At 61.7% G+C, this 21,963-nt stretch carries 21 protein-coding genes; 11 read left to right on the plus strand and 10 right to left on the minus strand.

Annotation, left to right across the window (positions count from 1 at the left end; all coding sequences use genetic code 11):
* Positions 1–111: 111 nt before the first annotated feature.
* Both ACR0NJ_RS14005 and ACR0NJ_RS14010 read right to left on the minus strand, forming a co-directional pair.
* Positions 112–873, minus strand: coding sequence for an ABC transporter permease (locus ACR0NJ_RS14005; protein ID WP_480817746.1), 762 nt, complete (start codon positions 871–873; stop codon positions 112–114).
* Positions 870–1,799 (minus strand): ABC transporter ATP-binding protein, encoded by a 930-nt coding sequence (locus ACR0NJ_RS14010; protein WP_480817747.1) that lies wholly within the window; start codon positions 1,797–1,799, stop codon positions 870–872. The genes ACR0NJ_RS14005 and ACR0NJ_RS14010 overlap by 4 nt, the downstream gene beginning before the upstream one ends.
* 198 nt (positions 1,800–1,997) lie before the next feature.
* Here ACR0NJ_RS14010 and ACR0NJ_RS14015 point away from each other — a divergent pair, with 198 nt between their 5' ends.
* The gene (locus ACR0NJ_RS14015; protein WP_480817748.1) at positions 1,998–3,086 is read left to right on the plus strand and encodes a CaiB/BaiF CoA transferase family protein; all 1,089 of its coding nucleotides are present in this window, start codon (positions 1,998–2,000) and stop codon (positions 3,084–3,086) included.
* A gap of 81 nt (positions 3,087–3,167) precedes the next feature.
* Here the strand turns inward: ACR0NJ_RS14015 and hemE are convergent, their stop codons facing one another.
* Entirely contained in the window at positions 3,168–4,202 is a 1,035-nt protein-coding gene (hemE, locus tag ACR0NJ_RS14020) for a uroporphyrinogen decarboxylase (protein WP_480817749.1), read from the minus strand.
* A gap of 106 nt (positions 4,203–4,308) precedes the next feature.
* Between hemE and hemC the strand changes: the two genes are divergently transcribed.
* Positions 4,309–5,271, plus strand: a complete 963-nt coding sequence (hemC, locus tag ACR0NJ_RS14025; protein ID WP_480817750.1) for a hydroxymethylbilane synthase — start codon at positions 4,309–4,311, stop codon at positions 5,269–5,271.
* 218 nt (positions 5,272–5,489) lie between these two features.
* On the opposite strand, the gene ACR0NJ_RS14030 is transcribed toward hemC, so the two are convergent.
* The 7 genes from ACR0NJ_RS14030 to ACR0NJ_RS14060 form a co-directional block, all read right to left on the minus strand.
* Positions 5,490–6,761: an aspartate aminotransferase family protein gene (locus ACR0NJ_RS14030; RefSeq protein ID WP_480817751.1), complete on the minus strand. Its 1,272-nt coding sequence runs from the start codon at positions 6,759–6,761 to the stop codon at positions 5,490–5,492.
* A gap of 1 nt (position 6,762) precedes the next feature.
* The gene (locus ACR0NJ_RS14035) at positions 6,763–7,866 is read right to left on the minus strand and encodes a mandelate racemase/muconate lactonizing enzyme family protein (RefSeq protein ID WP_480817752.1); all 1,104 of its coding nucleotides are present in this window, start codon (positions 7,864–7,866) and stop codon (positions 6,763–6,765) included.
* Positions 7,867–7,975: 109 nt separating this feature from the next.
* The gene (locus ACR0NJ_RS14040) at positions 7,976–9,091 is read right to left on the minus strand and encodes a mandelate racemase/muconate lactonizing enzyme family protein (RefSeq protein ID WP_480817753.1); all 1,116 of its coding nucleotides are present in this window, start codon (positions 9,089–9,091) and stop codon (positions 7,976–7,978) included.
* A complete protein-coding gene (locus tag ACR0NJ_RS14045; protein ID WP_480817754.1) occupies positions 9,088–10,194 on the minus strand; it encodes a mandelate racemase/muconate lactonizing enzyme family protein in 1,107 nt (368 codons plus the stop codon). Before ACR0NJ_RS14045 ends, ACR0NJ_RS14040 begins: the two co-directional genes overlap by 4 nt.
* Entirely contained in the window at positions 10,191–10,766 is a 576-nt protein-coding gene (locus ACR0NJ_RS14050) for a dimethylsulfonioproprionate lyase family protein (protein WP_480817755.1), read from the minus strand. The genes ACR0NJ_RS14045 and ACR0NJ_RS14050 overlap by 4 nt, the downstream gene beginning before the upstream one ends.
* Entirely contained in the window at positions 10,763–11,845 is a 1,083-nt protein-coding gene (locus ACR0NJ_RS14055) for an alcohol dehydrogenase family protein (protein WP_480817756.1), read from the minus strand. The genes ACR0NJ_RS14050 and ACR0NJ_RS14055 overlap by 4 nt, the downstream gene beginning before the upstream one ends.
* Entirely contained in the window at positions 11,845–14,304 is a 2,460-nt protein-coding gene (locus ACR0NJ_RS14060; protein ID WP_480817757.1) for an FAD-dependent oxidoreductase, read from the minus strand. The genes ACR0NJ_RS14055 and ACR0NJ_RS14060 overlap by 1 nt, the downstream gene beginning before the upstream one ends.
* Before the next feature lie 68 nt (positions 14,305–14,372).
* On the opposite strand from ACR0NJ_RS14060, the gene ACR0NJ_RS14065 reads away from it, so the two are divergent.
* The 9 genes from ACR0NJ_RS14065 to ACR0NJ_RS14105 all read left to right on the plus strand — a co-directional run bounded on the left by ACR0NJ_RS14065 (position 14,373) and on the right by ACR0NJ_RS14105 (position 21,962).
* Positions 14,373–15,260 carry a MurR/RpiR family transcriptional regulator gene (locus tag ACR0NJ_RS14065; protein ID WP_480817758.1) on the plus strand — a complete coding sequence of 296 codons (888 nt, stop codon included), beginning with the start codon at positions 14,373–14,375 and terminating at the stop codon, positions 15,258–15,260.
* Positions 15,257–16,348: an aromatic ring-hydroxylating oxygenase subunit alpha gene (locus ACR0NJ_RS14070; RefSeq protein ID WP_480817759.1), complete on the plus strand. Its 1,092-nt coding sequence runs from the start codon at positions 15,257–15,259 to the stop codon at positions 16,346–16,348. The genes ACR0NJ_RS14065 and ACR0NJ_RS14070 overlap by 4 nt, the downstream gene beginning before the upstream one ends.
* A complete protein-coding gene (locus ACR0NJ_RS14075; protein ID WP_480817760.1) occupies positions 16,341–16,775 on the plus strand; it encodes a hypothetical protein in 435 nt (144 codons plus the stop codon). The genes ACR0NJ_RS14070 and ACR0NJ_RS14075 overlap by 8 nt, the downstream gene beginning before the upstream one ends.
* A gap of 91 nt (positions 16,776–16,866) precedes the next feature.
* Complete coding sequence (locus ACR0NJ_RS14080; protein WP_480817761.1) at positions 16,867–17,685, plus strand: aspartate racemase/maleate isomerase family protein; 819 nt, start codon at positions 16,867–16,869, stop codon at positions 17,683–17,685.
* Between the two features lie 19 nt (positions 17,686–17,704).
* Positions 17,705–18,445 (plus strand): sulfotransferase-like domain-containing protein, encoded by a 741-nt coding sequence (locus ACR0NJ_RS14085; RefSeq protein WP_480817762.1) that lies wholly within the window; start codon positions 17,705–17,707, stop codon positions 18,443–18,445.
* A 15-nt stretch (positions 18,446–18,460) separates the two neighbouring features.
* Positions 18,461–18,853: a carboxymuconolactone decarboxylase family protein gene (locus ACR0NJ_RS14090; RefSeq protein WP_480817763.1), complete on the plus strand. Its 393-nt coding sequence runs from the start codon at positions 18,461–18,463 to the stop codon at positions 18,851–18,853.
* A gap of 145 nt (positions 18,854–18,998) precedes the next feature.
* Positions 18,999–19,709 carry a hypothetical protein gene (locus tag ACR0NJ_RS14095; RefSeq protein WP_480817764.1) on the plus strand — a complete coding sequence of 237 codons (711 nt, stop codon included), beginning with the start codon at positions 18,999–19,001 and terminating at the stop codon, positions 19,707–19,709.
* Positions 19,706–21,016: a hypothetical protein gene (locus ACR0NJ_RS14100; RefSeq protein ID WP_480817765.1), complete on the plus strand. Its 1,311-nt coding sequence runs from the start codon at positions 19,706–19,708 to the stop codon at positions 21,014–21,016. The genes ACR0NJ_RS14095 and ACR0NJ_RS14100 overlap by 4 nt, the downstream gene beginning before the upstream one ends.
* Positions 21,006–21,962, plus strand: a complete 957-nt coding sequence (locus ACR0NJ_RS14105; protein WP_480817766.1) for an AAA family ATPase — start codon at positions 21,006–21,008, stop codon at positions 21,960–21,962. Before ACR0NJ_RS14100 ends, ACR0NJ_RS14105 begins: the two co-directional genes overlap by 11 nt.
* Position 21,963: the final 1 nt, after the last annotated feature.

Raw genomic sequence — 21,963 nt, forward strand, 5'->3', positions numbered from 1 at the left:
TGCCCATGTAGAGTGCGCCCAACCGGTAAACAAGATATCCGCGAACCGTTAAACCCGACGTGACCCAATTTCCCGATGCTGATCGGCAAAAATGCAACGCCGCCGGAGCCTTTAGTTACGAATGCGCCAGCCGGTTTTGAAGATCCACCAGATCATCCCCAGACACAGCCCGGTAAAGGCCAGAATGGCCAGCAGGCTGAGCGCAATCGGCACGTCCGCCAGCCCGTAGAACGACCACCTGAACCCCGAAATCAGATAGACCACCGGGTTGAACAAGGTGATGGTCTGCCACAGCGGCGGCAGCATCGAGATCGAATAGAACGTGCCCCCCAGAAAGATCAGTGGCGTCACCACAAGCTGCGGCACCAGCGACATCTGTTCGAAATTGCTGGCCCAGATGCCGATGATGAACCCCAGCAGCGAAAAGCTGAGGCAGGACAGGATCAGAAACGCCGCCATCGCAAAGGGGTGCGCGATCTGGATGTCCACAAAGAAGGTGGCGGTGATCAGGATTACCAGACCGACAAACAGCGATTTCGTCGCCGCAGCCCCCACATAGCCGATCACAATCTCGATGAAATCCACCGGGGCCGAGAGCAACTCGTAGATCGTGCCCAGAAACTTGGGAAAGTAGATCGCGAATGAGGCGTTCGAGATCGACAGCATCACGACCGACAACATGATCAGACCGGGTACGATGAATGCGCCGTAGCTGACCCCTTCAACCTCCTGAATGCGGCTGCCGATGGCTGTGCCGAACACCACGAAATAAAGCGAGGTCGAAAGGACCGGCGACAGGAAGCTTTGCGCCAGCGTGCGGAAGAACCGGGCCATCTCGAACCGGTAGATGGCGGCAACGGCAGCCCAGTTCATGCGGCCTCTCCCGAAACCAGAGTGACAAAAATCTCTTCAAGGCTGGATTGCCGCGTCTGCACGTCGCGCAGCACCAACCCGGCCTTGGCGACATCATTTAGCAAAGTGGTGATGCCAGTGCGATCCGCATGAGTGTCATAGGTGTAGACCAGCGCATCGCCATCGCCGTTCAGAGCCAGGTTGTGTACCGCCAAAACGTCGGGAATTACCGCGATGGGTACGGTCAGCATAACCTCGATCTGCTTCTGGCCCATCTGCGCCATCAGCGTGTCCTTGTCCTGCACCAGCAGCAACTCACCCTTGTCGATGACGCCAACACGGTCAGCGATGGCTTCGGCCTCTTCGATATAGTGCGTGGTCAGAATGATGGTGACGCCCGAGCGTTTCAGTTCGGCCACGATCTCCCACATATCCTTGCGCAGTTCCACGTCGACCCCGGCGGTGGGTTCGTCCAGAAACAAAACGCGCGGCTCATGTGCCAACGCCTTGGCGATCAGCACCCGACGCTTCATGCCGCCCGACAACTCTTTGATGGCGTTCTTGCGTTTGTCCCACAGGGACAGCTTGCGCAGGATCTCTTCGATCCGCGCATCATCCCGGCCATAACCGAACAGCCCGCGCGACAGCCGCACCGTGTTCCACACCTTCTCGAACGGCTCCAGCGCAATCTCCTGCGGCACCAGCCCGATCATCCGGCGCGCGGCGCGAAATTCGGTCTGGATGTCATGGCCGCCGACAGTCACCGATCCCGAGGTCGGCGTTGTGATGCCGCAGATGGTCGAGATCAGGGTGGTCTTGCCCGCGCCGTTTGGCCCCAAAAGGGCGAGGATCTCGCCTTCTTCAATATCCAGCGACACGCCTTTCAGCGCCTCAAATCCGTCCGCATATGATTTGCGCAGGTCCTTGATGGACAAAATGGTGGTCATGCATGTTCCCCGTTCTGGCCACGGACCCTATCGCGCCGCTTGCCGACGGAACAGGGCAATTCCGCACAAGGACCTGCGCATTTTTAGCGCCGGATCAATTCGGACATGGCCGCTGAACCGCCAGATGCCATCATCCGGAACGCGCGGCGCTTGCAATCCATCCTTTCGCCCGAAAGGTTATGAATGACGGAGGACCCCATGCTGAACGGATTGCGCATCATCGAAATCGAGGCCCTCGGGCCCGGCCCGTTTGCCGCCATGCTGCTGGCCGATCTGGGCGCGGACGTGATCACCATCCACCGCAAAGGCGGAGCCGCTGCGCCCGTCACTCCCGAACGCTCCGTTCTGGATCGCGGCAAACGCTCCATCGCGCTGGACCTTAAAGACACAAGTGACCTGACCACCGCCAAACGCCTGATCGCAACCGGGGATGCGCTGATCGAAGGGTTCCGCCCCGGCGTTATGGAAAAGCTGGGTCTCGGCCCCGAGACCTGTCAGGCGCTGAATCCAAAGCTGGTCTATGGCCGAATGACCGGCTGGGGCCAGAACGGCCCGCTGTCCGACACCGCCGGGCATGACCTGAACTACATCGCCCTGTCCGGCGCGCTGTGGTACGGCTCGCCCCCCGGCCAACCGCCGCAAACGCCCGCGACGCTGGTGGGCGATATCGGCGGTGGCGCAATGTATCTGGTCACGGGCCTTCTGGCGGGGCTGCTCAACGCACAACGAACCGGTCAGGGCACCATCGTCGATGCCGCTATCTATGACGGCTCGGCCCATATGATGAATCTTCTAATGAGCCTGCGCCAAACCGGCAACCTGAACGACACACGCGGCCAAAGCTTGCTCGACGGCCCACACTGGAGCCGCACCTACACCTGCGCCGACGGAGAATTCATCACCGTCCAATGCCTGGAACCCAAATTCTACACCGAATTCCTGCAGATCATGGGCCTGTCCGATGACCCTGACTTCCAGCAGCAATACGACCGCACCCGCTGGCCAACCCTGACCCAACGCCTGACAGAAATCTTCGCCGGGCACCCGCGCGCGCATTGGGAAGACTGCTTCGATGGATCAGACGCCTGCGTCGCCCCGGTCCTCACCCCCGAACAGGCACAGGCGCATCCGATGAACGCAGCCCGAAACACTTGGTTAGAGCCCGACGGAGCCCTGCAAGCAGCAGCAGCCCCTCGCTTCTCAACCTACAACTGGCACCTAAAACCCAGCCCAAAACGCGGCGAACACACCCAGGAAATCCTCACCGACCTCGCCAAAAGTGACTGATCCGCCCTTCATCTGTCCAAAAATATCCCGGGGGATGAATTGGCCGCAGGCCAAGAAGGGGGCTGGCCCCCTTCGCCCTGCTTACCGCCCGCGCACCGTATCGATCATCAACTGAACATTCTCAGGATCCGCATCCGGCGTGATCCCATGCCCCAGATTAAAGATATGCGGCCCCTTGGAAAACGCCTCGACAACCGCGCGCGTCTCATCCACCAGCGCCTGCCCGCCCGTCACCATATGCGACGAGGCCAGATTGCCCTGAACACATCCATCCACCTGAACATGCGCGGCCGCCCAGTCTGGCGATACCGAGTTGTCCAGCGCCACGCAATCCACTCCCGTCGCCTTGGCAAAGCCGACATAGCCCTCGCCCGCTTCGCGCGGGAAGCCGATCACCGGAATACCCGGATGCCGCGCCTTAATGGCTTGCGTGATCACCCGGCAGGGCTCAACCGCATATTTTCGGAACGCCTCGCCTTTCAGCGAGCCCGCCCAGCTGTCGAAGATTTTAACCACTTCGGCCCCGGCCTCGATCTGGGCCGACAGGTATTCGATCGTCGCCAATGTGATCCGATCCAGCAGCGCCTCGAACAGCGCCACATTCCCTTCTCGCAGCGCATGCGCCGGACCCTGATCCGGCGTCCCACGTCCGGCGATCATGTAGGTCGCCACCGTCCAGGGAGCGCCCGCAAAACCGATCAGCGTGGTCTCGGACGGCAGTTCCCGCGACAGGATGCGTACCGTCTCGTATACCGGCGACAGGGTCTCGTGAATCTCCTCAACCGGTTTCAACGCATCAAAATCCGCCTGCTGCGAGATCGTCGACAGGCGCGGGCCCTCGCCGGTGACAAACCACAGATCCGCACCCAGCGCCTGCGGCACCAGCAGGATATCGGCGAACAGAATTGCCGCGTCGAACCCGTAGCGGCGGATCGGCTGCAAGGTGACCTCGGCCGCCAGTTCGGGATTGTAGCACAGCGACAGAAAATCCCCGGCCTGTGCGCGGGTGGCGCGGTACTCGGGCAGATACCGCCCGGCCTGCCGCATCATCCAGATCGGCGGCACGTCCTGCACCTCGCCCGCCAGCGCCCGCAGCAGTTTCTTTGTCTCGGCCATCTCAGCCCCCCAATCATCGGTTTGCGCCACCGGTCGTGCCTCAGTGGCAATTTGTCAAGCTCTGCCCCCATTGTCAGGGCAATGTGACGCGATTAAAGCTGAGCCCATGACTTTGACCCTGCCCACCCCCGCATCGCCGCTGAAGATCGGCACCCGTGGTTCGCCTCTGGCGCTGGCCCAGGCCCATGAGACGCGCCAAAGGCTGCGCGACGCGTTCGACTTGCCGGAAGACGCGTTCGAGATCGTGGTGATCAAAACCACCGGCGACAACCGCGCCATGATCGACGCCGACCGCCCGCTGAAAGAGATCGGCAACAAGGGGCTCTTTACCAAGGAAATCGAAGAGGCGATGCTGAAAGGCGATATCGACATCGCCGTACATTCCACCAAAGACATGCCCGTCGAACAGCCCGAGGGCCTGGTGCTGGACACGTTCCTGCCGCGCGAGGATGTACGCGACGCGTTCATCTCGCCCCACCTTCAGTCCATTCACGATCTGCCCGAGGGGGCCGTGGTCGGCACCTCATCTCTGCGTCGTCGGGCGCAACTGCTGAACCGGAGGCCTGATCTGCAAGTGGTCGAGTTTCGCGGCAACGTGCAGACCCGACTGAAAAAGCTGGCCGATGGCGTGGCCGATTGCACCTTTCTGGCCATGGCAGGCATCCGCCGCCTGAACATGGCCGAGGTTCCTGCCACTGCGATTTCGACCGACGACATGCTGCCCGCCATCGCGCAGGGTACGATCGGGATCGAACGACGCAGCGACGACAGCCGCGCCGCCGAAATGCTCGAGGCAATACACCACACCGAGACCAGCCAGCGTCTGGCCGCCGAACGGTCGCTTTTGCGTGCGCTGGATGGGTCCTGCGAAACGCCCATCGCCGGATTGGCCGAACTGCAGAACGGCCAGTTGCGCCTGCGCGGCGAGGTGTTGCGCCCCAACGGGGCCGAGGCGATTGCCGACGACACCACCGGCACGATCAGCGATGGCGCGGAAATGGGCCGCGCTATGGCGGAAAACCTGCTGAAACAGGCAGGTCCGGGATTCTTTGACTGGAAAAACACGTAAATGTTTAACGAATGTGAACTGCTTCACAGTCGCCCGGCCCATCTTACCGCAGTATAAGGGCATACCAGTTGTTAAGTCGGGTCAGCCTCGAAAGTATCGAAAAGTTTCAGATTGTTGGTGGTTATTTCAGTATTCGAGGGGGCGAGGCTGACCCCCGACTTCAATAGGTAGCGGGTCGCTGTTGTTTGCAACAGCGGCCCGTTTGATTTTGCCTTGCCCTAACAAATCGCCTCGACCGCGCGCTGAACGGCGTATTGGGTTTGCTCCAGATCAGCCTCGGTCACCGCCATCGACGGATAGAGCTTGCCGGGGGCCTTGAACACGCCATGGGCCCTGAGCGTGGCGTTGTAGACAACATTGCGTTGCGGGTCGTCATGTTTGGCGGTTCGATAATCTCGGCAGGTATTATCGGTGAAGTAGATATCGAACAGCGTCTCGTCGCCGCAGATGCGGTGCGGGATACCGGCTTTGGTCAGCGCGTCCGACTGTATGTCCTGCAGACGCTTGCCGATCTGGCGCAGATGGTCATAGGCCCCGTCCCGTCGCAGAATTTCCATCGTTTTCAGACCCGCGACCGAGGCCACCGGGTTGCCAGACAGTGTGCCCAACTGCATCAGCCAGCCATCCTCGCCCACTTGCGACTTGTCGAAATGCTTCATGATCTCGGTACGCGCGCCCAGCGCGGCCAGAGGGAACCCGCCGCCGGTGATCTTGCCCAGCGTGCAGATATCGGGGGTCACGCCATATCGTTCCTGCGCGCCGCCATAGGCCAGACGGAAGCCGGTGACGATCTCATCGAAGATCAGCAGAACGTTGTGTTTGTCGCACAGATCGCGCAGACCCTGCAGGTAGCCGGGCAAAGGCGGAATGATCCGCTGCAACGGCTCGACCATGATTGCTGCGATGTCATCATGTTCGGCCAGCAGGGTCGCGACCGCCTCAAGATCGTTGAAGGGCGCGATCAGCATCTGGTCGGCCACGCCCTGCGGGATACCGGCACTGTCGGGCACGGGTTGCGGAAAATTCACCTCGCGGCTGGGGGCCAGACTCATCTGCGCCTCGGCGCTCATCCCGTGATAGCCGCCTTCGAATTTCAGAATCTTGTCGCGGCCCGTATAGGCGCGGGCGAGGCGGAGCGCATACATATCCGCCTCGCCGCCCGAGGCGACAAAGCGGATTTGTTCGCAGCAGGGCACGGCCTCGATAATGGCCTCGGCCAGCTCGACGCCCTTGCTGTTATTGGCGAAGAAGGTCATGCCTTTGGGCAGTTGTTCCAGCACGGCCTCCATCACCTCGGGGTGGCCGTGGCCCAGCAGCATCGGGCCCGAGCCGATCAGATAGTCGATATATTCATTGCCGTCTTCATCCCAGACGCGGCTGCCCTGACCGCGGGCGATCAGGATACCGGGGTCGAAATTGCCAAACCCTCCGGCGGGCAGAACCTCGTTGGCGCGGGCGATCCATTCGGATTGAGTGTTGATCTTCAGCATCTCAGGCGATCTCCAGTATCGGGGAACCAAGGATTTCGGGGTCGGGGGTTACACCTAAGCCCGGACCGTCGGGCGGAGCAATCCTGCCGTTTTCACGGTTGGGTGCATCGGGGCAGAGGCGCGGGGCAACATAGGAGGACAAATCGCAGGTATTGAGGAGCGACCCGTGCGGGGTCGAGGCCGCGAAATGCAGCGAGGCGGCGGTGACGATATCCGAGCCCCATGTGCATTCGGCGCAGATCTCGGCCCCCAGATGCACGGTCAGATCCCGCGCGCGGCGCATGGCCGACAGCCCGCCGAATTTCGACAGTTTCAGCGCCACAGCATCCATGCAACCCAGTTCGTGCGCGCGCAGCAATGAGGCCAGATCATGGGCGTTTTCGTCGATCTTCATTGGCAGACCGGTGGCCTGACGAACAGCGGCGCAGTCTTCTAGCGTTTTGCAGGGCTGTTCCAGCATCACGTCCAGATGCGCCACGGCGCGGCCCGTGCGCGTGGCCTGCAGGCGCGACGCGCCGCAGTTCCAGTCACCATAGACGATAGGCCCCGGCCCCACGGCCTCGCGCACTTTGGTCAGGCGTTCGGCATCGGCCTGCCAGTCGGCCTCGACCCCCAGTTTGACCTGAAACTGGCGGATACCAGTCTGATAGGCCGTCTTGGCGATCCGCGCCATCTCATCCGGGGCGACGCAAGTGATCGAATGGTAGAGCGGCATGTCCTTGCGCGTGCGCCCACCTAACAGGGCATAGAGCGGCTGGCCCGTGGCCTGCCCAAACAGGTCCCACAGCGCGATATCGACGATGGATTTGGCGTAGGCGTGGCCTTGCAGAACCCCGTCGAGCTTGCGCATCGGTGCGTCGACTCCGAAAGGGGCGATGCCGAGGATTTCTGGGCCCATCTCGGTGATCGCGGCGGGGACGCCATCGGCATAGGCGGGCAGGTAGTGGGGGATGGGGCAGACCTCACCCCAGCCCCTCAGGCCGGTGTCGGTTTCAAGACACAGGACATGAGCTTTGACCGTGGCGCAGCTTTTGCCTTCGGCCATGTGGTAGGTCTCATGGCTGGTCAGGTTGACGGACCAGAGGGTGAGTTTGGTGATCTTCATTCGGGCCGTCCTGTGGGTTTGGGCGTGGCGCCGTCAGAGGGGCCAGCCCCTCTCTTGGCCTGCGGCCAATTCACGCCCCGGGATATTTTTGGACAGATGAAGGAGCGGATCATCGCGGAGCCTCGTAGGTGGCGATTGGGGGGCCAAGGGCGTCTAGGTCGGGGTGGACGCCGAGGCCCGGGGTTTCCGGCAGGTGCAGGTGGCCGTCGATGTTGCGGGGGCCGCGTCCACCGGCGATGTCAACGGTGATCATGTCCTGACAGGCCCAGACCGCGTGGCAGTTGTCGTCGGGGATGGTGGCGGCCAGATGCAGCGCTTCGGTATCGGCCAGGACCGAGCCACCGGTGGCCATCACAAACATGTCGATCCCGTGGGCCAACGCGATGTCACGTATGCGAGCAGCTTTGGTCAGACCGCCGACGCGGTTGAGCTTGATCCCGAACACCTCGGCCAGCCCGTCGCGGGCGATGCGGGCTGCGTCCTGCAGGGTGACGAGGCTTTCGTCTACCGACACGGGCGAGCCGTGGCGGGGGGCGATAGCGGCGATATCGTCCAGGGATTCGCAGGGTTGTTCGAACATCACGTTTAGGTCTTCGCAGGATGTCATCACGCGCAAGGCTTGCTGCCGGGTCCAGCCCCGGTTCACATCGTAGAGAATGATCTCGCCCGGGCGGCGGATGCTTTCCACATCGCGGACGCGGGCGATATCGCGTTCGACATCTCCGCCGATCTTGACCGAATGGGCAACGTAGCCCCGGTTGCGGTAGCGGTCCATCACCTCGCGGGTTTCTTCGATGGTTTTTGCGCCGACAGACGAGGCGATCGGGCGCGGGGTGCGGGACCCTCCGCCCATCAGGTCGGCAATCGGCAGGCCCGCCGACTGTCCGGCGATATCCCAGCAGGCCATATCGATCGGGCTTTTGGCATAGAGGTGGCCGGGCAAGGCGGTATCCATCGCCCGTTCCACCTCCAGCACCTGACGCGGGTCGAGACCGAGGAGGAACGGGGCCATGGTTTCGATCCCGGCGCGGATGCCTGGGCCGTGGGCCGGGACATAGGTGTGGCCCCAGGGCGTGCCCTCGCCCCAACCGGTCAGGCCGGTGTCGGTTTCGACCTTCACCAGCGTCGCGTCGAGGGTTTCGAACTTCAGCCGCCCGCCGGACAACCAGTACGGGTGCTCCAGAGGCAGGTCGATCTGGTAGACAGTGATGATTGTGATCTTCATAAGGTATACTCCGCCACGGGCGCGCCGAGGCTTTCGAAATCCGGGGTTACGCCCAACCCTGGCGTGTCCGGGGCGTAAAGCTTGCCATCCCGCGACACCGGGCCGCCGAGTCCGGTGGAACGGGTGTTATAATTCATCAGGTCGGTGGTGTTTTGCAGGTAATCCTCGGGCGTTGAGGCGGCGAAATGCGCGACAACCGAGGTCGTGATCTCGCCGCCCCATGTATCTTCGCTGACCACGGGGATGCGGTTTTCGATCAGGTAGTCGCGCACCCGCCGGGCCTTGCTGAGCCCACCTAGGTTCGAGAGTTTCAGGCAGCAGATTTCAGCGCCGCGATCCGCGACGATCCGCTGGGCCATATGCATGCCGGTCAGGCATTCGTCCAGCTTCATTGGCTGCTCGGCGACGCGGCGGACCTGCTGACATTCTTCATAACTGCGGCAGGGTTGTTCGAGGATGTAGTCCAGATCGTGTGTCGCCCGTGCCACCCGGATCGCATTGTCCACGCGCCAGCCTTGGTTGGCGTCGGCCATCGCCTTTTCCCCCGCTTGAAGCAGAGGCACAGTTGCGCGGATACGGTCGATATCACCGGCCCAGTCTCCGCCTACCTTGATCTGAAACTGGCGATAGCCCTGATCGCGGTATCGGTTCATCTCGGCCACCGTCTCATCCACCGGTTTCTGCGGCGCGACCCGGTACATCGGCGCGCCGTCGGTCAGCTTGCCGCCCAGCAGCATCCAGACCGGCTGATCGCAGGCCTGCCCCAGAATGTCCCAGCAGGCGGCATCGACCGGAGCCTTGGCGTATCCGTGCCCCTGCACCAGATGATCCATGAGTTGCTCGATCCGGGCCACCTGCCGCGGGTCCTCACCCAGCAAATGCGGGGCCACCAGACGAGCCAGCGCCGCGACACCCTCAGAATGCGCGACCATGTAGTTTTCGCCGCAGGGGGTGAATTCGCCGCAGCCCTGCAGCCCCGCATCCGTGTCGATAACCACGACCGAAGCCGTCGCCACTTCAATCGCGTTGCCCGCGCCCCAGACGTAAGCCCCGCCCACATAGGGCAGTGCGGTCTGGTAGATGCGGATGCGGGTGATCTTCATGCGGCGTCCATTCGGGGCAGATCGCCCATGCCTGCGCCGCGCCACAGTACAAAGGTCAGGATGGGTTCGTCGGTCGTGATCATGGCGTGGCTTTGCCAACTGGCATGTTGGCGGGTCTGGTTGGGCCCGACATAAGCCTCGGCACCGTCGATCCTGAACAGGGCGCCACCTGTCAGGGTCAGATAGATTTCCTCGGCCTGATGGCTGTGCCAGTCGTAGTTCAGGCCAGCGCCCCAATAGGCCACATAGCCGCGCAGTTGGGTCGAGTGGAAATGGCCGGTCGGGCCGAACAGCTCGTAATATCCGTAGCGGTTCAGGAAGTCAGCTCCGACCTCTTCCTTGGTATAGGTCTGTTTCCAATGCGCCAGATGTGCACTCGCACGGATCGCCTCGGCCAGCGGCTTTGTTGGTGTGTTATCCGTCTCGACCTCGTGCACCAAACGAACAGCGGGAATCGCGTTTGGGGGCAATTCGGCTGGGGTAAGATCATCGGGCCACGCGCTGAAAGCTGACAGATCGGGATGGGCCTGATGCAATTGCCGGGCGGCTTCGAGGACGTCCCGCAGTGTCATGGCACCACCACGATATTGCCGGTGTGCTGTTTGGCGATGAAAGCCGCTTGCGCCTCGCGCAACTCCTCCAGCGGATAGGTCGCGGCGAGGGCGGGTTTGATCTCGCCTGCTTCGATATACTTGACGAGGTTCTGCATGACCTGCGGGTCGATCACGGTTGATCCGGTGAAGGTCAGGTCGCGCAGGTAGAAAGTACGCAGGTCGAACTCGACCATCGGACCGGCAATGGCGCCGGAACAGGTATAGCGCCCGCCGCGTTCGAGGCAGTCGATCAGGTTCGGCCAATAGGGACCCCCGACCACATCCGCGACCACAGTGATCTTTTCGTCGCCCAGTGCCGCGCGCAGGTTTTCCGACGCGCGCGGCAGGATTCTGTCTGGTCCCAGTTCGGCCACGTCGGAATGTTTCGCCTCGGACGCCAGCGCAATCACCCGCGCGCCGCGGCGCTTGGCCAGTTGCACCAGCGCGCCGCCGACACCGCCCGAGGCTCCGGGCACCAGAACGGTATCCCTTTCGGTGACATTGGCGCGGGTCAGCATGCCTTCGGCGGTGGAGTAGGAGCAGGAAAAGGTCGCCAGTTCTGCATCGGAAAGGTCCGAGGCGATCGGCACCGCGTTCACCGCCAGCGTTGTCGCGTATTCGGCAAACCCACCGTCCCGTTCCGAGCCGAAATAGCCGGTCTTATCCATGTTGCCCGGGTCAGCCGGATCGCGCAGCCAGCCATCGGTGATGACCCGCTGGCCGATCCGGGTCGGGTCCACGCCGTCGCCCACGGCGACGATTTCGCCGCAGATATCAGCCCCCTGAATGCGCGGGAAGGTAATCGGCGCGCCGCCCCATGTGGGGTCGTCTTCGCCGACCTCTTCGAAGGCACCGCCGGTGGTCGCATCGGTGACAGTCTTGGAATACCAGCCCGAGCGCGTGTTGACGTCGGTGTTGTTCAGACCGCAGGCGGCGACCTTGATCAGAACCTCTCCGGACGCGGGGGCGGGGCGGGGCCAGTCTGAGTGCAGCACCATCTGGTCCAGACCGCCATGGCCCATCGTGACCATGGCTTTCATCGTGTCGGGCAGGGCCATCACGCGGTCTCCAATGCGGCGTCGGTCCGGGGCAAAAGGCTTTGCGGATCATAGGCCGGTTCGCCCAGCACCCGCGCCGCGCGAGGCGCGCCGTGGATCACGACCTGCAGGTCCGTTCCCGGTTTGGCGGCCTCGGGTTTGATATAGGCAAAGGCGAGGATCTTGCCGACCGTGTGCCCATAGGCCACCGACGCTGTGGAGCCTACGACGCGTCCGTCCAGCAGGACGGCCTCACCGCCATGGCCGTCGATCTCGCCATCGGGTTCGATTTCCAGATAGGCGCAGACCCATGGCAGATCGGTGTTCAGGGTCTTGTCCTTGCCCAGATACTCCTTATCGGTGCGGGCAAAGCGCAGCACGTCGGCCTCGGCCAGAGTGACTTCGTTGGTCAGTTCTCCTGCGCCTTTGAAGCCCTTCTCCATCCGCATCACGTTCATGGCAAAGCTGCCATAGTCTACGATGCCATGCGGCTCGCCCGCCGCCCAGAGCGCGGTGTAGACGTCGAGACAGGCGGCGTTTGGCATATGCAGTTCCCACCCCAACTCACCCGCGTAAGACATACGGAACGCCCAGACCTGATGGCCGGCGATGGTGATTTCCTGCGCCGAGAGCCAGCGGAAGCCGGCATTGGTCAGATCGGCATCGGTACAGCCCACCAGTACGTCGCGCGACCGGGGGCCGTTCAGCGACAAGGCTGACCAATCGGAGGAAAGGGCGGTGATGTCGACAGAATTTTCGTCGAAAATTCTTGCCCCGCGCAGGTGATCCAGAAGGCGCTGTTCGAAGAAAGCGGCGCAGACCAGATAGAAGCGATCTTCGGCCATGCGGACGATTGTGGTCTCCAACTCGATCCGGCCCCGGCGGTTCAACATATGGGTCAGGGTGATCGAGCCCACCTTCTGCGGCATCCGGTTGGCGGTCAGGTAATCCAGCAGGGCATAGGCACCCGGGCCCGAGACCTCGACCTTGGTAAAGGCCGTGACATCCATGATGCCGACGCGTTTACGCACCGCCTTGACCTCAGCCGCAACCATGTCATCGGCTGGCGTTCGACGGAAGGAGTAGTGATCCCGCTGCTCGACCCCATCCCGCGCGAACCAGCGGGGGCGCTCAAACCCATAAACCTCCTCATGCACTGCGCCTTTGGAGTTCAGCAGCTCATACAGTGGCGACGGCTTGATCGGACGCCCCTCAAGACGGTTGAAATGCGGAAAGGGGATCTCGTGGCGCAGGCAATAATCTTCCTCGGCCTTGATCACCTGCCAGTCCTTGGTGGCATAGCTGCCGAAGCGACGCGGATCGAATTCGCGCATCGAAATATCCGCTGCCCCATGCACCATCCAGCGCGCCAGTTCGCGGGTCAGACCCGGCCCCCAGCCGATGCCGATCTGCGTGCCGCAGCAGCACCAGTAGTTCCGCACGCCGGGCGCAGGCCCGATCAGAGGGTTGCCATCCGGCGGATGCGAAATCGCCCCGTGCACGTCGCGCTGAATGCCCAGTTCGGCAAAGATCGGCATCCGGTTCAGGCTTTCCTCAAGCCACGGCATCACCCGGTCGTAATCGGCGTCGAACAGCCAGTTCTCGTACTCCCACGGGCAATGGTCATGCCAGACCGAGTTCGGGTTCTCTTTCTCGTAAATCCCGATCAGCCCGCGCTGCTGCTCCATGCGAATATAACCCGAGACCTTACGGTCATCGCGGATCACCGGCAGTTCGGTGTCCAGGTTCTGGAACTCAGGCACCGGCTCGGTCACGAAGTAATGGTGGGTCATCGACGTCATCGGCAGTTGCAGCCCGGACCACTCGCCCATCTGGCGCGCATAGGTGCCGCCCGCGTTCACCACATGCTCGCAGGTGATCGTACCTTGCTCCGTCTCGACCACCCACTCGCCATTGCCGGCCTGCGTGATGTTGGTGGCGCGGCAATTGCGGAAGAGGCGCACGCCCTTTTGCCGCGCACCCGCAGCCATCGCCATGGTCACGTTGGTCGGGTCCACATGGCCGTCATCCGGCGTGTGCAGCGCGCCCAGCACGCCGTCGAGATTGTAGAACGGGTGCAAGTCGGCCACCTTCTCGGGCCCGACCAGTTCAATGTTGAACCCCAGCGAGCGCCCCACCGAGAGCGTATGACGCAGCCAGTCCATCTCATCCTCGGTATAGGCCAGACGGAACGAGCCGCAGCCATGCCATGTCACCGGCTGGCCCGTTTCGGCCTCCAACGCACCGGAATAAAGCCCGATGTTGTAGTCCACACATTTGCCCAGCCCAAAGCTTGAGGTCGAATGGGTGATCTGCCCCGCCGCGTGCCAGGTGCTGCCGCTGGTCAGTTCGGCTTTTTCCAGCAGGACGGTATCCTCGCCCCACCCTTCATGCGCCAGATGATAGGCCAGACCGACCCCCATAACGCCGCCTCCGACGATGACCACGCGGGCGTGGGTGGGCAATTTCTTCTCGGACATGACATTTCCTCTTCCCGAGTCGCTTTTCTGCTCGACAGGCTAATTCCACATTTGTACCATCGTCAATCATGAATGACACAAACGTATCATCAATCGTTCTCGACCGCCTGAGTGCGGAATGGGAGGCCTTGACGCCCGAGGCCCAGAAAGCCGCGCGTTACGTGCTGGAAAACCCAACGGATGTTGGGGTTTCGACCGTGCGCGAGATCGCCGAGGCCGCGAAGGTCAAGCCCAACACCTTTGTCCGAATGGCGCGCCAAGTGGGGTTCGATGGGTATGAGGATTTCCGCGCGCCCTTCCGGGATGCGATTCGGCAGGGCACCGTGTCCTTTCCCGACCGCGCACGGTGGTTGCAGGATATCGGCAAGTCGGGAGAGTTGGGCAGCCTTTATGCCGATATGGTCGGCGCCACGATCCGCAATATCGAGGACACATTTGCCAGGATCACCGCAGAACGCCTGAAGGCCGCAGCCGAGGATATCTGGAATTGCCGCCAAATCTTCACGCTGGGCGTTGGCGTCAACAACGCGAATGCGCGGAACTTCACCTATCTGGCCTCAACGGGCATGAAGCAGTTTCACGCCATCCCCCGCCCCGGCTCGACCCCGGTGGATGATCTGGCCTGGGCCGATGAGCAGGACGTGCTGATCGCCATCACCTGCCACCCCTACCGGACCGAGGTAATCGACGCGATCAAACTGGCCCGCCTGCAGGGGCTGACCGTGATTGGCCTGTCCGACAGCCCGGCCAGCCCGGTGATCCTGAACGCGCAGCACGGCTTTGTCGTGGCCGCCGATACGCCGCAATTCTTCCCCTCCTCCGTCTCGACTATCGCCTTGCTGGAAACGCTGCTGTCCTTCGTGATTGCCGTGTCCAGCGATGAGATCGTCGAGCGGGTGGAGCGGTTTCACCAACGCAGACACCAACTTGGCCTCTACGCGGAGGAGCCCGAATGAACGCACCGCTGACGCACTCCTTGGACGCGCGCTATTATACCGACCCGGCGATATTCGCGCAGGAAATGCAGGGGCTTCTGGCCCGAACGTGGCAGTTCGCGGGCCACGTGGCGCAGGTGCGGGAACCGGGAGATTACTTCGCGTTCGAGATCGCGGGGCAGAATCTGTTTTGCATCAGGGGCCGCGACAATGAAATTCGCACCTTCTATAACGTCTGCCAGCACCGTGCCCATGAAATGGTCAACGGCGCGGGCAACACCCGCGTGGTGGTCTGCCCCTATCATTCCTGGACCTATGAACTGACAGGACATTTACGCGCCGGGCCGAACATCAAATCGGTTCCCGGCTTCGACCGCAGCGCGATCTGCCTGACCTCGGTCCGGACCGAGGTGTTCAACGGCTTCATCTTTTTCAATCTCGACGATGAGGCCGCACCCATGGATGAATGGTACCCCGGCGTGCGCGAGGAAATCCGCGCCTTTGTGTCGCATATCGATGATCTGGAACCGCTGGAATGGGTGGAGATTCCGGAAAATTGCAATTGGAAGGTCAGTATCGAGAACTACTCGGAATGCTACCACTGCCCAACCAACCACCCGACCTTTGCCGAAGGTGTGGTCAAGCCCGAAACCTATGACATCCAGCCCGACGCGGGCGGCGGTTATGTGCTGCGGCATACGACCGAGTGCCAGAGCCTCGACAAGATGACCTATCCCATCGACATGTCAGTGCCTCATGCGGGGGACTACCAGTCATGGTTCCTGTGGCCGATGTTCTCGTTCCAATGCTATCCGGGCAACGTGCTGAACACCTATCACTGGCGCGCAAACGATGCCGACCACTGCACCGTCTGGCGCGGCTGGTACACCGAAGGCGGCTCGGAAAGCGCCGTCATCCGGCAACTGGCCGTGCAAGACCGCGAAACCACGGTCGAGGAAGATATCCGTCTGGTCGAATCCGTCCACCGCGGCCTCAAGTCCCGAGGCTACCGCCCCGGCCCGCTGGTGCTGGACCCGGGCTGTGGCGTCATGTCGGAGCATTCGATTGCCCGGTTGCAACAATGGATGCGAGAGGCGGTAGATGTATAAATTTATTGCCACGCTACTAACCGGGCTTCTTCCAATTGGGGCTTGGGCATGCCCAAGCGCTTCATCTCACGAGTATTTCTTTTTTGATAGCCCCGAAGATATTGAAGAGCACGGGAGTTTTTTGGCGAAAGTTGAGGTTATATCTTTCGACGCACCCACATACGAAGTTTCCACACACATTCAAACGAGCGGACAAAAGGCCAAGAGCTATAAGCTCATTTTGCCGCCCCACGTTGAGCTTGAAGTAATTGAAGTTCTTCACGGAATACTGGAAGAAACCGTCTTCGACAGCACTTTGCAGCTTACTTCTTGCACACCTGAACCCAGACCGCAAAAAGGGGAGATTGTCTTTGTCTCCGGGCATTTTCTTGACGGAATCCCGACTCTGGAAAGCTATAGGTTAAGGAGTAACTGGGGGCTGTACTAGACATGTGGTCGTACACTGGAAAATTCAGGTCATTCCAATACACCAAGTCCATTTTCCATCCACTCACCGAGCATCGTTTGGGGGGCATCAGATGCTGATGCCCGAGGACTGGCAACCCGAACACAAGCTGTTCCCGCATCAGGTCGGCTTCACTTGTCCGCCCTTTGATTTCGACGCCGCCCCGTCGGATTTTCTGCGCATCTGCCCGGAAACGGCCGGTGTGCATGGCTGGATGCTGCACGTGCCGGACTATGTCCACGGGCTGGACCAGCGGAAACAGAACTTCGGCATGCTCGAAGACTTCGTGCATTGCATGTCGCGCAACGGGGTGGATGTGTGCGGTCAGGTCGGCTCGAACTGGGTGCATGCCTGTGGGTTGGGGGTTAAAGGAGTACGGCAGCATTGTGAGGACCTGTCGGACAGATACGGCACCCGGTTTCACATGGCGGGTTATGCCATGGTCGAGGCCCTGCGCGAGATGAATGTGGAAAAGGTGGCGCTGAACGCTGCCTATCACTGGCCCGAATGGTGGCAGGGCACGGTCGGGTTTCTGCAGGAGGCCGGTTTCGACGTGCTTTATGCGGGCAATTTCCACGATCAGGGGTGGTTTGACAGTCAGGAGGAGATCAACGCCTGCCGTTGGGTCTTTGACGGCGATCTGGCGATGAAGAGCTTTGAATACGTGGCCGAGCAGGCCCCGCAGGCCGATGCGGTCCTGATCAACGGCATGTGCAATTTCCGCACCGGACCGAATGGCCTGCCGCAGCGCCCGCTGCATCTGGCCGATCAGTTAGAGACCGCCCTGGGCAAGCCGGTGATCGGCCATGACATCGCGCTCTACTGGCGCATCTTCAAATCGCTCGGCCTTGCGCCTGCAACGCCGCATGGCCGGTTGTTGAAACGGCTCTGACCCGGAAGGACCCCAGATCATGCACAAAATCCTTGCGCTTTGGGCCGTTCCCCGCTCGACCTCGACCGCTTGCGAATGGATGATGCGCCAGCGCGGCGATATGGAGTGTCTGCACGAACCTTTTGGCGAGGCGTGGTATCAGGGCGAAGACCCGCTGTGGCATCGCTTTCAGCCGGGGGATGTGACAACGCCGGGTCTGACGCTGGACTCTGTCTGGGCCGACATTCAGGCGCGCGCCGAAAAGGGCCCGGTTTTCATCAAGGATTTTCCCCATTACATCAACCACATGTGGAACGCAGAGTTCCTGTCGCATTTCAACCACGCCTTCCTGATCCGCGATCCGGCCAAGACCATAACCTCGATGTACAAACGCTGGCCGGACTTTGCCGAAGGGGAGGTCGGCTTTCCCGAACAGCGCGCTCTGTTCGATCTGCTGACGGCGCTGAACGGAAGCCCTCCGCCGGTGATCGACAGCGACGATCTGCTGGAGGACCCGCATGCCATGACGCGGAAATTCTGCGCGGCGGTGGGCATCCCCTTCCTTGAACACGCCCTGACATGGGAGGCTGGCGGCGACCCGTCGGCGCATAGCTGGTGGGATGGCGGGTCTTTCCATGCCAACCTTGCCAATTCGACCGGGCTTACGCCACAACCAAGAAAATACATCGATATCGACGATGCGCCGGATCGGGTCCGACAGGTGCATCGCCGGATGAAACCGCATTATGATCACCTCTATCACCATCGCCTGAAACCCTGACGCCGGAGACCTGATATGGCCGATACTTTCGACGAAGACCTGTTCCTCAAAGGCCTCGCGCAGCGCAAGGGCACGCTGGGGGCCGAATATGTGGAAAAGAACCTGGCCGCTGCAGATGAATTCACACGCCCGTTTCAGGAGGCGATGACCGCTTGGTGCTGGGGCTTCGGCTGGGGGGATGAGGTGATCGACGCCAAGACGCGCTCCATGATGAACCTGTCCATGATCGGCGCTTTGGGCAAGATGCATGAGTGGGAGATTCACTGCCGGGGGGCCATCAACAATGGTGTTTCCCGCGAAGAAATCCGCGCCATCATCCATGTGATCGGGATTTATTGCGGCGTTCCGCAAGCGCTGGAATGCTTCCGCGTGGCCCGCAAGGTGCTGGAGGCCGAAAACATGCTCTGAGGCCAAGGAAGCGGTTATCAAATCGTCACATCAATGCATGACCTTGGGGCACAGTGGCATAGCTGCCGCACCGGTATCTGACAATCAAAGCGTGATACGGCGCGGGTTGTTGCATGCGGAAAGAGAGTGAACTAACGATACCGCAATGCGATTTCTTCTGGTCCTGATTTCCATTGTGCATATCTGCGCCGCTACTGTCGCCCACGCGCAGGATTCAGCGCTTTCTCAGCCAGACCTCAGCGCATCCGGCACGGCCTATCAAAAGGCGGTCCGGTATCGGGGCATTGACACGGATGTGGTCTATTTCGACCCCACACAACCTGCCCCGCCGCTGGACACGGAATTTACCCCGCAAGAAGATGAAGACGGCCAAACCGATCAATCCGAAGCCGATAGGGAGCGCCGGATCGTAGCAGCCATTTCCCTGCTGGTCCTGATTTTCATCGTGGCCCTCGTCTATTTCGGTGCGGGGCGGGCCTCGGTATCGTTCCGCTCGGCCAGTGAGAATGCGCGGCGCAAGCCCGGGCAGACCGCTGCGGATCAAACACCCGACACAGGCGGGCAGCCTGATCTTGAGGCTTTGCTAAGATCAGGCAATCGCGACCTGGCAGTCGTAGGCCTTGCGCACATGGCCCTGACCCGCTGCCTTGCCGCCAACGAGGTTCTGTTCAAACGCAGCTGGACCCATCGCGAGGCGCTGCGCAGCCTGCCGCAAAGCCTGTGGTACATGCCGGACCTGCGCGCGCTGGTTCTGGCGAGCGAGCAGGTAAATTTTGGCCATCGCTCGATCAATCAAGCGGATTTCGACGCGCTGGTCGCCCGCGCCCGCCCGATCCTGCGCGAGGTGCCCGCGTGACGGATATCGCCCGCTTCGACACCGACAGCCGGATGCGGCTGGACTGGATCGTGATCGGCATCGTGGTGGTGCTGTGCGCTGGCATCTTCTTCTACATTTTGGCCGGGCGGCAATACGCGCTGCGCGAATCCGCCAGCGGGTTCGACGGGCTGGATTACTGGCTGACCAGCGAAGGCCACGCCGCCCAGAGCTTTACCGGAGGGTGGCCTCTGGACCGCAGCACCATCGGGCTACTGGTGCAACCGATCTATGACGCTCATCCCGGCACCGACCGGACTCCGGCTAAAACCAAGGAAGACCTGCTGTTTCAGGCGGATGAGTTCGATCAGGACATCGATGTCATCCGCGAACGGGCGCAATCCGTGCCCAGCCTTGTCATCCTGCCCAAATGGCGTAGCGGGATGCGGCTGACCGGGTTCGGGCATCCGGTTCTGATTGCCCCGCGCACCGATATACAAGCTGTGCTGCATCAGGTGCTGGGGTCCGAGGTCGGGCGTGTCTCGTTCGTGCGGTCTCCGTTCCGGGAGTATGCGCTGAATTCAGACCGCGATCTGGTCGCTCGGATCTATGCGGCCCAGACCTTTGAAGGGCGCGGCTGCGAGCCCCTTTTGGGCCGCGCCGGGGCGATGCTGCTGGGGCGGTGCCCCCTGCCGGGGGACGGGGAACAGGATCACGTCTATGTGCTGTCCGATCCCGATCTGCTGAACAATCACGGTCTGAGCCTGGGCGACAACGCGTTTATCGCGGGAAAAGTGCTGCCCGAGATCGCGAGCGGCAAGCGGATCATCATCGACTACAGCAACCGGAACTGGTTGACGCAGCCGGAACAGGTCGTCCAACGGGACCGCACGTGGGACGACCTGAAACGCCTGTTCGAACCGCCATTTCTGATCCTGTGGATCGGCGCGGGGCTGCTGCTGGCGCTGGCGCTATGGCGTGGTGGCGTGCGCAGCGGGCCGGTCGCGGACCTACCGCTGGCGCTGGGAACCGGCAAGCGCCGGGCCAATCGGGTACGGGCGCGACTGATGCGGATGACGGATCAGGACGGGGCCATGCTGGCGGATTTCATCGATACCCGCCTGCGCGCCCGCGCGGCGCAAGTGTTCGGCGCGGGTCACAAAACCCAGACCTCGCCCGAGGCCGCCTATCTGAAGTACGTCGCAGCCCGAAAGCCCGACCTTGCCGCGCGGCTTGAGGATGTGATCGGAAAGATCCGCGCCCTGCCCGCGCATCTGGGCCCGAATGACGCGATTACCTACGTAGACCAATTTGAATTGATACTGGAGCAGCTTGCCGATGACGCTTGATGACTTATTCGCCCATGCCGAGGCCATGCGGGCCGAGATCGGCAAGGTTGTTCAGGGCCAGCAAGAGGTGATCGACCTTCTGTTGACCGCCTTGTTTGCCCGTGGTCACGTTCTGCTGGAAGGCCCACCCGGAACTGCCAAGACCCTGCTGGCGCGCAGCTTTGCCGGCGCGCTGAATCTCGAATTCGGGCGCATCCAGTTCACCCCCGACCTGATGCCGGGCGATGTTCTGGGAACCTCAATCTACAATTTCCAAACCAGCGAATTTGTTCTGACCAAAGGCCCGGTCTTCAGCCAGATCCTGCTGGCGGATGAGATCAACCGCGCCCCGCCGAAAACGCAGGCCGCCTTGTTGCAGGCGATGAACGAGCGGATGGTGACGATTGATGGCACCGATCATTCGCTGGGCTCGGAATTCATCGTTGTCGCAACCCAGAACCCGATCGAACAACAAGGCACCTATCCCCTGCCCGAGGCACAATTGGACCGCTTTCTGTTCAAGGTAAACCTGACCTTCCCGCCCGAAGAGGTCGAACTGTCGATCCTGCGTCAGCACGCCAGCCAGCCGCTGGATTTTCTGAGCGCGGCAGAGACGGTGAAGCCCCTGCTGGATGCACCCACTATGGCCGCTGCGCGCGGGTTGATCGACGGGATTGTGCTGGATGATGACATTCTCGCCTACATCCTGCGGCTGGTGCGCGCCACGCGGGAAAGCGCCGACATCGCCTTTGGCGCCTCGACCCGTGCGGCGGATGCCATCGCCGGGGCGGCCCGCGCAACGGCGGCGCTGAACGGGCGCGACTTTGCCATCCCGGATGACGTGAAAGCCCTGGTCATCCCTGCGCTGCAGCACCGGATCGTTCTGTCGCCTTCGGCCGAGATCGAGGGGCGCGGCGCGCGGCAGGTTCTGGAAAACATCCTCAACCAGATCGAGGCCCCCCGCTGAT

Source organism: Ruegeria sp. F11, assembly GCF_056533855.1.

Bases quoted from the DNA above. Each gene is read 5' to 3' on its own strand.
- ACR0NJ_RS14015 (WP_480817748.1), top strand. From the start codon at position 1,998: ATGCTGAACGGATTGCGCATCATCGAAATCGAGGCCCTCGGGCCCGGC.
- ACR0NJ_RS14030 (WP_480817751.1), bottom strand. From the start codon at position 6,761: ATGCTGAAGATCAACACTCAATCCGAATGGATCGCCCGCGCCAACGAG.
- ACR0NJ_RS14050 (WP_480817755.1), bottom strand. From the start codon at position 10,766: ATGACACTGCGGGACGTCCTCGAAGCCGCCCGGCAATTGCATCAGGCC.
- hemC (WP_480817750.1), top strand. From the start codon at position 4,309: ATGACTTTGACCCTGCCCACCCCCGCATCGCCGCTGAAGATCGGCACC.
- ACR0NJ_RS14080 (WP_480817761.1), top strand. From the start codon at position 16,867: ATGCTGATGCCCGAGGACTGGCAACCCGAACACAAGCTGTTCCCGCAT.
- ACR0NJ_RS14070 (WP_480817759.1), top strand. From the start codon at position 15,257: ATGAACGCACCGCTGACGCACTCCTTGGACGCGCGCTATTATACCGAC.
- ACR0NJ_RS14040 (WP_480817753.1), bottom strand. From the start codon at position 9,091: ATGAAGATCACAATCATCACTGTCTACCAGATCGACCTGCCTCTGGAG.
- ACR0NJ_RS14005 (WP_480817746.1), bottom strand. From the start codon at position 873: ATGAACTGGGCTGCCGTTGCCGCCATCTACCGGTTCGAGATGGCCCGG.
- hemE (WP_480817749.1), bottom strand. From the start codon at position 4,202: ATGGCCGAGACAAAGAAACTGCTGCGGGCGCTGGCGGGCGAGGTGCAG.
- ACR0NJ_RS14055 (WP_480817756.1), bottom strand. From the start codon at position 11,845: ATGGCCCTGCCCGACACGATGAAAGCCATGGTCACGATGGGCCATGGC.
- ACR0NJ_RS14035 (WP_480817752.1), bottom strand. From the start codon at position 7,866: ATGAAGATCACCAAACTCACCCTCTGGTCCGTCAACCTGACCAGCCAT.
- ACR0NJ_RS14010 (WP_480817747.1), bottom strand. From the start codon at position 1,799: ATGACCACCATTTTGTCCATCAAGGACCTGCGCAAATCATATGCGGAC.
- ACR0NJ_RS14065 (WP_480817758.1), top strand. From the start codon at position 14,373: ATGAATGACACAAACGTATCATCAATCGTTCTCGACCGCCTGAGTGCG.
- ACR0NJ_RS14085 (WP_480817762.1), top strand. From the start codon at position 17,705: ATGCACAAAATCCTTGCGCTTTGGGCCGTTCCCCGCTCGACCTCGACC.
- ACR0NJ_RS14090 (WP_480817763.1), top strand. From the start codon at position 18,461: ATGGCCGATACTTTCGACGAAGACCTGTTCCTCAAAGGCCTCGCGCAG.
- ACR0NJ_RS14095 (WP_480817764.1), top strand. From the start codon at position 18,999: ATGCGATTTCTTCTGGTCCTGATTTCCATTGTGCATATCTGCGCCGCT.
- ACR0NJ_RS14075 (WP_480817760.1), top strand. From the start codon at position 16,341: ATGTATAAATTTATTGCCACGCTACTAACCGGGCTTCTTCCAATTGGG.
- ACR0NJ_RS14045 (WP_480817754.1), bottom strand. From the start codon at position 10,194: ATGAAGATCACCCGCATCCGCATCTACCAGACCGCACTGCCCTATGTG.
- ACR0NJ_RS14060 (WP_480817757.1), bottom strand. From the start codon at position 14,304: ATGTCCGAGAAGAAATTGCCCACCCACGCCCGCGTGGTCATCGTCGGA.
- ACR0NJ_RS14105 (WP_480817766.1), top strand. From the start codon at position 21,006: ATGACGCTTGATGACTTATTCGCCCATGCCGAGGCCATGCGGGCCGAG.